Origin of the sequence: Pseudomonas sp. SGAir0191, assembly GCF_002812565.2 — a bacterium.
GTDB classification, from domain to species: domain Bacteria; phylum Pseudomonadota; class Gammaproteobacteria; order Pseudomonadales; family Pseudomonadaceae; genus Aquipseudomonas; species Aquipseudomonas parafulva_B.
Window position 1 is genome coordinate 4,990,582 of record NZ_CP025035.2, and the last position, 11,150, is coordinate 5,001,731.

Annotated in this window: 12 protein-coding genes; 5 read left to right on the forward strand and 7 right to left on the reverse strand. The window is 57.3% G+C overall.

Annotation, left to right across the window (positions count from 1 at the left end):
• Positions 1-95: 95 nt before the first annotated feature.
• A complete protein-coding gene (locus tag CWR53_RS22480) occupies positions 96-2,147 on the reverse strand; it encodes a TonB-dependent receptor (RefSeq protein ID WP_100852526.1) in 2,052 nt (683 codons plus the stop codon).
• A 654-nt stretch (positions 2,148-2,801) separates the two neighbouring features.
• Here CWR53_RS22480 and CWR53_RS22485 point away from each other — a divergent pair.
• Together CWR53_RS22485 and CWR53_RS22490 are read left to right on the forward strand one after the other, a co-directional pair.
• Positions 2,802-3,134 carry a DUF2790 domain-containing protein gene (locus CWR53_RS22485; RefSeq protein ID WP_100852527.1) on the forward strand — a complete coding sequence of 111 codons (333 nt, stop codon included), beginning with the start codon at positions 2,802-2,804 and terminating at the stop codon, positions 3,132-3,134.
• A gap of 133 nt (positions 3,135-3,267) precedes the next feature.
• Entirely contained in the window at positions 3,268-3,456 is a 189-nt protein-coding gene (locus CWR53_RS22490) for an AbrB/MazE/SpoVT family DNA-binding domain-containing protein (protein WP_100852528.1), read from the forward strand.
• A 105-nt stretch (positions 3,457-3,561) separates the two neighbouring features.
• Here CWR53_RS22490 and CWR53_RS22495 read toward each other — a convergent pair whose 3' ends face one another.
• From CWR53_RS22495 to CWR53_RS22520, 6 genes are all read right to left on the reverse strand, one after another.
• A complete protein-coding gene (locus CWR53_RS22495) occupies positions 3,562-4,017 on the reverse strand; it encodes a DUF411 domain-containing protein (protein WP_100852529.1) in 456 nt (151 codons plus the stop codon).
• Positions 4,007-4,789 carry a cytochrome c gene (locus CWR53_RS22500; protein WP_100852530.1) on the reverse strand — a complete coding sequence of 261 codons (783 nt, stop codon included), beginning with the start codon at positions 4,787-4,789 and terminating at the stop codon, positions 4,007-4,009. The genes CWR53_RS22495 and CWR53_RS22500 overlap by 11 nt, the downstream gene beginning before the upstream one ends.
• A 10-nt stretch (positions 4,790-4,799) precedes the next feature.
• A complete protein-coding gene (locus CWR53_RS22505) occupies positions 4,800-5,915 on the reverse strand; it encodes a copper resistance protein B (RefSeq protein ID WP_100852531.1) in 1,116 nt (371 codons plus the stop codon).
• Positions 5,905-6,180, reverse strand: coding sequence for a hypothetical protein (locus tag CWR53_RS22510; protein ID WP_100852698.1), 276 nt, complete (start codon positions 6,178-6,180; stop codon positions 5,905-5,907). Before CWR53_RS22510 ends, CWR53_RS22505 begins: the two co-directional genes overlap by 11 nt.
• A 14-nt stretch (positions 6,181-6,194) precedes the next feature.
• Positions 6,195-8,060, reverse strand: coding sequence for a copper resistance system multicopper oxidase (locus CWR53_RS22515; RefSeq protein WP_100852532.1), 1,866 nt, complete (start codon positions 8,058-8,060; stop codon positions 6,195-6,197).
• A gap of 181 nt (positions 8,061-8,241) precedes the next feature.
• Positions 8,242-8,448, reverse strand: a complete 207-nt coding sequence (locus CWR53_RS22520) for a co-regulatory protein PtrA N-terminal domain-containing protein (RefSeq protein WP_100852533.1) — start codon at positions 8,446-8,448, stop codon at positions 8,242-8,244.
• Positions 8,449-8,613: 165 nt separating this feature from the next.
• On the opposite strand from CWR53_RS22520, the gene CWR53_RS22525 reads away from it, so the two are divergent.
• Genes CWR53_RS22525 through CWR53_RS22535 form a run of 3 tightly spaced genes read left to right on the forward strand, consistent with a single transcriptional unit; the run spans position 8,614 to position 11,081 of the window.
• Positions 8,614-9,291, forward strand: coding sequence for a heavy metal response regulator transcription factor (locus tag CWR53_RS22525; RefSeq protein WP_100852534.1), 678 nt, complete (start codon positions 8,614-8,616; stop codon positions 9,289-9,291).
• Positions 9,291-10,697, forward strand: coding sequence for a heavy metal sensor histidine kinase (locus CWR53_RS22530; RefSeq protein WP_100852535.1), 1,407 nt, complete (start codon positions 9,291-9,293; stop codon positions 10,695-10,697). Before CWR53_RS22525 ends, CWR53_RS22530 begins: the two co-directional genes overlap by 1 nt.
• Positions 10,698-10,733: 36 nt before the next feature.
• Positions 10,734-11,081, forward strand: a complete 348-nt coding sequence (locus tag CWR53_RS22535; protein WP_060519763.1) for a hypothetical protein — start codon at positions 10,734-10,736, stop codon at positions 11,079-11,081.
• The last annotated feature ends 69 nt before the right edge of the window (positions 11,082-11,150 follow it).

The following is an 11,150-nucleotide window of genomic DNA, read 5'->3' on the forward strand; positions in this document are numbered from 1 at the left end:
ATGTACGGGGCAAGACCCAAGACATTTCGAAAGCCACCGGTTCAGCGTAGACCATCTGTAGGAACTGTCTGTAAAACGAACGTTGCAGGCGGGGTCTACAGTTTCAGATTCAGGGAAACGAATGCTGACCGACCAGGTGCCGGCGAGAACATCGCCTGGTCGTCACCGCCCCAGAAGAAGTTGTCGTACCAGACGTATTCGTATTTGCGATCCAGCAGGTTCTTGACCTGCACATCGACGCTGGCAGCGGGCGTGATGCGGTAGGTGACGCTGGCGTCCGCGACGACAAACCCACCGTATTTGCCTTGCTCGTTGAGCTCGTCGATGTAGTAGCTCCCCTGCGCCCTACCCTGCACACCGAACTTCCAGTCATCGTTATAACGATAATCGACACCCACGGTGCTCACGTACCGAGGCGTGGAGAACACCTCCTTACCCGAGAGTGATTGCCCGGCAGCAGAAAACGCCTTGATCACCTTGGCTTCCTGGATGGCGTGGGAGGCATAGACAGTCCACTGATCATCCAGCTGGGCATTGATCTGCAAATCCACACCGCGGCGGCGCGTTTCACCCAGCCCGACCGTGGTCCCGGTACTGGGCATGTTTGCCACTTCATCGGTAGCATCCTGCTGCCAGATCGCGACCCGCGCTTGGGCGCCTTCGAACGGTCTGAACTTGATACCGACTTCTTTGCCTGTGTTGATCGACGGATCGTATGAAGGCTGCCCCGGGGTCAGGTAGGCGGGCTCGGTAGAGCCGGTGAGTATCTGGAAGGTACGCCCCCAATTGGCGTAAACGTCGATATCGGGAGTAACGCTGTAAATGACGCTCAGCTTAGGCTGTCGGATCCAGCCGTAGTCTTGCAGCGAACCTTTAACGCCACCCAAAAGCTCTGTATTGCCGGTGAACTTATCCACCCGCATGGCCGGTATGATCTTCAGTGACTCGACGGGCTGGATAACGGCCTGAACATAGGCGCCGGTGTTGTGCAGGGTGTAGCGATCGTCATTCTGCACGCGGGCCGGTGCAGTATCGAAGTTGGTCGGAACGCTGAAGCTGTAGCGCTCGCGACGGTAGCTGTTGTCCTGTTCCTCGTAGTTGACACCGCCGTCGAGGGTGAGGTGCTCGTTCACGCGCCATGTCAGGTTATTGAGCATGCCCGTCTGCTGTTCGTCCCATTGCCGACGCTGACGCGGTGCATTACCTGGCCGATAGTCTGTGAAGGTGATGGTGCGATCATCGTTGTAGCCGTTGTAGTACAGCTTGCTGCTAAGGCTCAGGTCATCATTGAGCTGCCAATCCGCGTGCAGGCTGAGGTGCTTCATGTCGCGGTCATCACCGTCATTGGCGTTCTTCGCCGGTGATTGCGTGCGACTGGCGTGCATCTGCTCCCGGGTTAGAAACCCGGACTCCTGAGCCTGGTGATGGTACAGGCGCGCGATCAGCCCAATGCGGAAATTCTGCTCGTCGTTGCTAACGAACCACTTACCTCCCAGCGCGTATTTGTTCGAGTTGCTGTGATCGCGGTAGCCATTGCTGTCCTGCTTGGCAAGGATGTAGTTCTGGGCAAAATTCCCCTCCTCGTGCCCGACCGCCAACTGCACCTCACGGGTGTCGAAGCTGCCATAGGTCAGCCGGCTATCTATATAGTTGCCGCCTTGGCGCGTGGCGAAGTTGATGTTGCCCGCGATGTTGTGCAACCCGTAACGCGGGTCGTTCGTACCCCGGACCACTTCGATGTAGTCGATGTCCAGGGGAAAGATCATGTCGATGAAGCGCTGGTTGCCGCTGTTGACGTTGCTCGGGATCCCATCGATCAGCGTCTTGATACCGTTGATGTACCCTTCGCCGTTGAAAGCGCGGAACGTTACCTTGCCCGATTCGGCCCCCTGCCCTGTTTCGGTGAGCTGAATGCCCGGCATTTGGCCCAGCAGCTGCCAGCTGTTCATGACGTTCTTGTCCTCGACCTGATCACCGCCCAGCACATCGACCGAAGTGAGCACGTTCTCGGTGCTCAGCGCCACCTTGGCGTCTTGCGTGATGTTCACGGCGCCAAGGGTGATTGTGGAACTGCCGGGTTGATCGGCGAACAGTTCAGGGGTAACCATTACCGTGAACATGGCAAGGGAGGCCGGGGTGACTCGCATGGATGCTCCTGGGTGAGTAGACAGGGAAGAGATCAGGTGCCGGTAAGCTCGCTAAAAAGTGCTAAGCCTTTAGACGTTATATCATAACCAATTAAACGTTATGATATATCAACTCAATTCCATCTATCTGAGGTTAGAGCACCGAGATCCGAGACGGCCGCAGAAAGTATTGGGTGTATGGTTTCGGCCCAACCAACTCTGAAGCGCAAGAGCATGAAAAATCGCCAATAAAAAACCCCCGTGAAAACGGGGGTTTTGACTGCCGGTCGATCAGATGATCACCGACCGTATTTCACGGCTTCTGCTCGACGTTAAGCTGGTGTTGTTTCCTAAATAAGCTAGTAACAAAACCCACTGCCTTTTGCTGACCTGAGACGAATCTGTCGACGGAAATTTGCGAAAATAACAAGGTAACAGAGGCGTCGGCGCTGGTTTTTTCGGGTCCACGTTTTGCTAAAAAACTAAGTAACAATACCGCTTTCCCCTGCTTTCAGTCGCCGCCGGCTCGCAGTCTAGGCTGGACAACCCTAGTGAAAAACCATCTTGCAATGCAGCATCTCGCTCTCCTCGAGCTTACTCAGATGTAATCCACGGCTCACGTGTATGACAGCTGCAGAGTCTTAAGCTTCAATCATGTCTCTTGGAGTGATTGAAATGAAAGTCGTTAGAAACATCACCGCCATCCTGGCCATTGTGGCCTCCTCAGCCGCGATCGCCGAAGGAGGATCCGACCGTCTATACGGGAAGATGATTCAGGCCAATGAGCAAGCTATGCGAGCTTATGCAGCCGCCAATGATAAGAAGCCACCGGAGGTGATCCATTATCGCTACGGGATGCGGCTCGACGTGGCGAGGGTAATCAGCATGACATCGACCAAGGCGAGCTGTGACGTGATGCCAGCACAGATGAACTACGAGGATTCCAATGGAGACCTGAAAATCCTTGAGTACCGGACCGCTGGTATCGGTTGCCGGGGCCAGAACTGAGCACTGATCAAGCGGGCAGGAGTTACACTGATAAAAAGCCGGGTTGAAGCGTCAATTCCGGCGATCGCCTGGTTACCGGCTTTCATGACTGGTGGAGTACGATGAGGATTGGTAGCTCAGGCAGGAGAGACCAATGACTGAATCAGCGCGCACCACGGTTAAGTGCCTTGATCCCGGCGACGGCTCCGGCGATGTGATTGTGGAATTACCCGACGACATTCTGCGCGAGCTAGGGATCACGACGGGCGACAGGCTCTCCATCGAGCTTATCAACGGCGATATCGTACTCAAGCCAGTCCGCGAGCGCCGTGAATCTGATTAGGTACGCTTTGCAGGCCCTCTGTGCCGTCGTGTTGAGCTGATGACGCTTTCGAGCGGGGAAATATGGGACGGCAGTCAGCCTACTGCCGTCCTTGTGGTCGGTGCGTTATTTGGCTGGATAGCTGGCGACTACTAGGTCCTCGCCGCTTTTGGTTAACCCAATGACTTGGTAAGCATGGCTTACGCCATCAACCTCCATGCCTGGGGATCCAGCTGGCATTCCTGGCACGGCGATCCCTTCCAGATCGTTCCGCTCCTTGAGTTCTCGAATCTGCTCAGCTGGCACGTGACCTTCAACAAACTTTCCGTCAATCACGGCTGTGTGGCAGGACGCTAACCGTGGCGCTACGCCCAGCTTCTGTTTCACTGCCCTCATGTCCGTCTCAACATGGTCGGTCACTTTGAAACCATTGGCTTCCAGGTACGTGATCCATTTCTTGCAGCAACCGCAGTTCGCGTCTCGGTGAACGTCGATGGACAAAGGCTCGGCAGCGTAGGTCGCCGAGGTGACCAGCAGCCCAGCGATAGCGGCTAGACGAACGAGTATCCGGTTAGTTGGCATGAGTGTGCTCCTTACCGTCTTTGTGAACATGCGTCTTTGTCGACGGTTTCGGGTGGGCGTCCGAATGGGCTTCGGCCGCATTGTGGTCGCCGTGATGATCTGCGGCTTGGGCGGCGCCTGCGGGTGCAGCTCCATGGTCGTGAGCTGCCTGGGCATGATCGTCGTCTGCCGCTTCGTCGTGATCGCCATGCTCGGCATGACCGCTCCCGCCGTGCTGGCCCTCATGGTTATGCATATCGCTTTCACCGCCGCCGTGCTGGTGGCCACCGCTCGTGGCCACCAAAGCCATGTACTGCTCGGGATTCATTTGGGGAAGTTGATCCAGGAACGCGACGATTCCCCAGATGTACTCATCACCCATGCTCTTGCCCCAAGCGGGCATGCCGGTGGCTTTGATACCGTGCTTGATCGTCCAGAATGCGGCAGCCGGATCGCCTCCGACACCCACCTTGGTGAGGTCAGGTGGCGACGGGTATAGCGCTTGGCTAAGTTCTGTCTTCCCAACGCCAGGGGCGAGGTGGCACCCAATGCACATGGCGTTGTAGTTGCCTGCGCCTGCCTTGATCAACGCAGCGTTCTTCAGGTCAGGCACTTCAATGTCTCGCGCTCGAACCTCAATCGACCGGTCGCGAGCCATGGCGAGAAACGAATGGACAGCCGGGAAGTGAGGATCATCGGCGCCGACATTCACCAAGCCGAAATACGCGGTGCCCAATACCGCAGCACTTCCGACAGCACCGGCCACAAGCAGCGTTGTAATTGTTCTTTTCATGTTGGAATTCTCAGAACCACATCCTGATACCGGCAACGAAGCGTGCCTCATCAACATCTCCACCCTCGTCTCGGATGAAGTCAGCGGTGTTGCCGTAGGAGCGGCTCCAGGTAACGCCTATGTACGGGGCAAACTGGCGGACGATTTCATACCGTAGACGCAGCCCGACTTCGGTATTGGCCAGACCCGATCCAACACCGCGCTCAGGATCGTTCTTGCCATAGAAGTTCGCCTCAGCCGTGGGCTGCAAAATCAAGCGATTGGTCAGCAGGATGTCGTATTCGCCTTCAAGACGCGCAGCAGTCTGGCCGTTTTCGCCGATGAACGCCGTAGCTTCGGCCTCGAAGTCATACAAGGCCATGCCCTGAATACCAAAGGCTGCCCAGGTCTGCGGTGATTCCGGTTTGAAATCCTGACGGACCCCGGCGACCACGTCCCACCAAGGACTGACCGAGCGCCCGTATAGCAGTTGCAGCTCAGCATCTTCGGTTACCCCGTTGGTGCGCTCGCCTTCCGACCGAACCCAGAGTCGATTGATGTCGCTACCTACCCAGCCAGATGCATCCCAAGCCAGGGTGCTGCCCTCATCGGCGTCCTGGTATTCGAGCTGGTCCAACAGAAAGAAGCTGTTGATTCCGCTGTCGTGCACCTGGTGGCCACCCAAAGGCGGAAAGGCTGCCTCGCGGTCGGCATCAGTGAGCACTGGAATCGGCGTGCGGCTCGTTGTGGTCGGAGAAGTCGCTGAACCATGATTCATCTGGGAATGGTCCATGCCCTTCATTGAACCGTGATCCATGCCCTTCATGTTTCCATGGCCCATTTTGCTGTGGTCCATCTTGCTATGGTCCACCGGGCTGGATTTGCTCTGGCTTTGAGCATGCCCCATCTGGCTGTGATCAACAGGGGCAGGCTGTTTCTGCTGTTTGCTCATCCCCATCTTGCTGTGATCCATCGCCGGCATCGATTCGGACGGAGCAGCTTCCATTTGCATGGAACCGTGCCCCATTTTCGAATGATCCATGCCCGAGTGATCCATTTCTTCAGCGGCGAAGCTGGGCGTTACGCCCAGCATGCCGATTGAAACAGTCAGGGCCAGCAGCGAAGGCCGCCCAAGGCTATTGACCATCTTTCCCTGCCTTAGCTTTGTCGCTGCCATGCGATTCCATCATTTTGTCGTGGTCCATACCTTCCATGGACCCATGGTCCATGCCTTCATGGTTCATCCCCTGGCCCTGCTTGTCCTGCGAGCCTTTGGCTTTACCGGCCTCGGTGGATTTCTGGGAATGCTGATCATGGTTGTCGCTAGACCACGACGACGGGGCATAAACAGCCAACATGCCGACCACCGCAGCGGAGAGGAAAAAGGCGCTTCGTTTCATTGGTTTGCTCATCTCAAATCTCCAGTTCATTCGTCCACACGGACTTCTCGGAACATGCCCATTTCCATGTGGAACAGTAGGTGACAGTGATAGGCCCAACGTCCCAAGGCATCTGCGGTGACGCGATAGCTTCGTTTTGAGCCAGGTGGCATGTCGATGGTGTGCTTGCGAACCATGAAGTTGCCGTTCTCGTCCTCCAGATCACTCCACATACCGTGGAGATGGATGGGGTGAGTCATCATGGTGTCGTTGACCAAGGTGATGCGAAGACGCTCGCCATATTTCAACCGCAGCGGTTCAGCGTCGGAGAATTTGATACCGTCGAACGACCACGCGAACTTCTCCATGTGGCCGGTAAGGTGCAGTTCGATTGTGCGTCCAGGCTCTCGACCATCGGGATCGATGAAGGTGCTCCGCAAATCGGCGTAGGTCAGCACTCGGCGCCCGTTGTTGCGCAGGCCAATTCCCGGATCGTTCAGTTTCGGGGTCGGCGACATGGTCTGCATATCGACCAACGGGTTGTTGGTCTCGGAAGCCGGATGGCTCTGCATTGCACCGCTCATGCCGGCCATGCCCTCATGACTCATCCCAGCCATCGTGCTGTGATCCATGCCGGCCATGTTGCTATGGTCCATTCCAGCCATCTTGCTGTGGTCCATGCCGGCCATGCTGCCATGGTCCATCCCAGCCATCTTGCTGTGGTCCATGCCGGCCATGTTGCCTTGGTCCATGCCAGCCATGCTGCCGTGATCCATTCCGCCCATGCTGCCGTGGTCCATGCCCATATCGCTCATGGCGATGATCGGGCGCGGATCTACCTCCGGTACGGGCGCTTGCAAGCCTTCACGAACCGCCAGGGTGCCTCGGGAGTACCCGGTACGGTCCATGGATTGCGCGAAGATCGTATAGGCCTGCTCGTTTTCAGGTTCGACGATGACATCGTAGGTTTCGGCAACGGCAATCCGGAACTCATCGACCGATACGGGTTTGACGTACTGGCCGTCAGCAGCCACAACCGTCATCTTGAGCCCAGGAATGCGGACATCGAAATAGGTCATGGCCGAGCCGTTGATAAAGCGCAGGCGGATCTTCTCGCCGGGCTTGAAGATACCCGTCCAGTTGCCGTTCGGAGCCTGGCCGTTCATGAGGTAGGTGTAGGTATACCCGCTCACATCAGCGAGGTCGGTGGGGCTCATCTTCATTTCAGCCCACATCTTCCGATCCGCTACAGCGGCCGACCAGCCTTTCTCGCTCACATCGTCAACGAAGTCGCTGACCGTACGCTTGTGGAAGTTGTAGTAGTCAGATTGCTTCTTGAGTTTGGAGAGCACCCGCGCCGGGTCTTCATCTGTCCAATCGCTGAGCATGACGACGTAATCACGGTCGTACACAAACGGCTCTGGATCCTTGGCATCGATCACCAACGCCCCATAGACCCCGGACTGTTCCTGGAAGCCTGAGTGGCTGTGATACCAGTAGGTGCCGTTCTGGTGGACCTTGAACTTGTATTCGTACATGCCATCGGGAGCGATGCCGTGGAAGCTCAAGCCCGGCACACCGTCCATGTTGGCGGGCAGGATGATGCCGTGCCAGTGAATGGAGGTGTCTTGTTTCAGCCGGTTGCGTACGCGCAGCGTCACGGTGTCGCCTTCGCGCCATCGCAGGATCGGCCCTGGCACGGAGCCGTTGATGGCCATGGCCGTACGAGCTGCACCCGTGATGTTGACGGGCAGTTCACCGATATACAGGTCGAAGTCCGTGCCGGTGAGCACGTTCGGTTGGCCAGGGCTGGTCACGGCCCAGACCGGCGCGCGCCACATGCCCAGCCCACCCAGAAGTCCGGTAGCGGCCAGGCCTTTGACGAATGATCGTCTCGTGGTTTTGCTTTGCATGCCGTTGCGTCCAGTCAGGTAGATCGCTGATATCCAGGCTGCTCGATGGCGCAGCCGTTGGGTTCATTGGAGCTCTCACCAGTCTCTTAGACTTGCGCCACTGCGCGAGGCTGATGAGAGGCCGTAGTCTGAAACTGCCATAGTTCAGATTCCGGGGTGATTACATTTCTGTAAGCTCGGATCAGCAGCTCTCGTGGCCAGCGTGCTTGCTGGACTGGGCGGCGACCGGCGTCTGCTCTTTCTTCTGCTGCGCAACCTGGTAGGCCTGCATGGAGCTTTGGCGAGCCGCTTCCATCCGCGCAAAGGTCCGGTCCGCGCCGCCCTCTGCCAGGGCGAGGCCTGCCGCGCCAAAGGTGACGACCATCACAATTGCTTTGACCATGTTCATCTGGAGATCCTCAGTGGGTTCTGCGCCTCATGGCGTCAGGTACAGGGTCAAGTTAGCTTCGCGGTGCTGTCAGAAAACTGATCTCGACATTACTTTTCCGTCAGCTTCTGGTTGGGCGTCTTTTTTCCTGCAAACTGGAGATGCACCCCGCGTGGATGAGAGCAGATGAAATTACTCGTAGCCGAAGATGAGCCGAAAACCGGTGTCTACCTCCAGCAAGGCCTGACAGAAGCCGGCTTCACCGTTGACCGGGTGATGACAGGCACTGACGCCCTGCAACAGGCACAGAGCGAAGCGTATGACTTGCTGATCCTCGACGTGATGATGCCGGGGCTCGATGGCTGGGAGGTCCTGCGCAAGATCCGTGCGGCGGGTCAGGATGTGCCAGTCCTTTTCTTGACGGCCCGAGACGGCGTAGACGACCGCGTGAAAGGTTTGGAACTGGGCGCTGATGATTACCTGGTGAAGCCCTTTGCGTTCTCGGAGCTACTGGCTCGGGTTCGCACGTTGCTGCGCAGAGGCAATGGTGGTTCTGCTCAAACCACCATGAAGATGGCAGACCTTGAGGTAGACCTGCTCAAGCGTCGAGCTACGCGAAACGGCAAGCGGATTGACCTTACTGCCAAGGAGTTTTGCCTGTTGGAGCTGCTCATGCGCCGACGCGGCGAGGTGCTCCCCAAGTCGCTGATCGCTTCCCAGGTCTGGGACATGAATTTCGACAGTGACACCAACGTGATCGAGGTAGCGATTCGCCGATTGCGGGCCAAAATAGATGACGACTTTGCGCCAAAGCTCATCCATACCGCCCGAGGCATGGGCTACATGATGGATGTGCCCGAGTGATGCGCCCGCAATCATCGCTCGTCAAGCGACTGACCCTGATGTTCATGTTCGCGGTGACTGCTGTCCTGGTGGTTGCCGGCGTGGCTTTCTACGGGCTCAGTCAGCACCATTTCCGGATGCTGGATGAGCAGGCGCTTTCCGAAAAGCTGGAGTCAACGCGTCATATCCTGTCCATCTCAGCAGCGCGAGGCGGGCTCCACGATCAGGAGCAGCAGCTGCGGGCATTGCTCGGCGCACATCAGGATTTGTCGGCGAAAATCACCAAGGCTGACGGTACGGTCCTTTTTTCAGACCCCAAAGCCTCCCAAATTCCTCAGCGATTCGAGCAGGCGCACCGGGGTGCGGTCTGGGAATGGCAGGATGAATCGCAGAACTTTCGCGGCATTACCGCCCAGCTGACCATTGCAGGCGAGCCGGAACCGGTGACGGCCGTGCTGATGCTCGATGTCACCACTCACGCGCATTTCTTTGTCACCCTGCAATGGTGGTTCGGAATTGGCCTGGTGATCAGCGCGATTGTGAGCGCAGGCTTGGGCTGGGTCGTGGCCAAGAGTGGGCTTCGGCCTGTTGGACAAATCACCAAAGTGGCCACCGGGATGTCGGCACGATCGCTCCGCGAGCGCATTCCCCTGGAGCCCGTGCCGCTAGAGCTTCAGGAGCTCATCCTGTCTTTCAACGGGATGCTGGGACGATTGGAAGATGCATTCGTTCGGTTGTCCAACTTCTCTGCCGATATCGCTCACGAGTTGAGAACGCCAGTCAGCAACCTTCTGACCCATACCGAAGTGGTGCTCACCAAGAAGCGTGACTTGGATGCCTATGAGGAAAACCTCTATTCGAACCTGGAAGACCTCAAGCGCATGTCGCGCATGATCGACGACATGCTGTTCCTCGCCAAGGCTGATAACGGTCTGATCGTGCCCGAGCAGATCGATGTGGAGCTCTCTGAACTCGTATCCAAGCTGTTCGAGTACTACCAGTTCCTGGCTGAGGATCAAGGCACCCAGCTGACCCTGCACGGGCAGGGTAAGGTTCGTGGCGATCGCCTGATGATTGACCGGGCGCTTTCCAACCTCCTATCCAACGCGTTGCGCTACACCCCGGAAGGCAACGAGATATCAGTGCAGATCGAGCAGACGCCTGAAAGGGTGACGCTTTCCGTGCGTAACAGCGGGGTAACCATCGATCCCCAGCACATTGGCAAGATCTTCGACCGATTCTATCGAGCCGATCCAGCCAGGCGCGAAGGCGGCCCAAGCAATGCAGGCCTGGGTTTGTCCATAACCCGCTCTATCATCGAGGCTCACAGCGGACGAATCTGGTGTACTTCAGCGGAGGGTGTCACAACCTTCTTCATCAGTCTCCCAGCCTCCAAGCGGTTGGTTAGTGCAGCCCCAACCCCTTAATGCTGAACTCATCCCGGTAACCTATACTCGCCCATCATGAATCGGTTCATTCGACTGCTCACCATCCTGATGCTTATCGTGGCGCTTCCGCTTAACGGGATGGCGGGCATCGATTCGGCGACTGAACCTTGCCCAATGCAGACCATGGGCATGGAAATGATGGCGGGTATGGATCATGACTGCTGCCAGGACCAAGACCTGGGCAAGGCCGGCGATCACGCCAAATCCTGCAAGGTCGGCCAGGAGTGCAGGACTGCCAGTACCGTGCAGCTCAGCTTCCTGACGCCTGGGCTGACCTTTGCTAAGCCACGACCTGCCGATACCTACGCGGTAGGCATAGCGACAGGCTCTCCCCCCGATCCATGGCGGCCTCCCCGCGTCTGATTCCCTCTTAATTTCACATCGTCGTTCCGCCTAGCAGCGGGGCGATCGCATGCGCCTGGGCGCTGATCT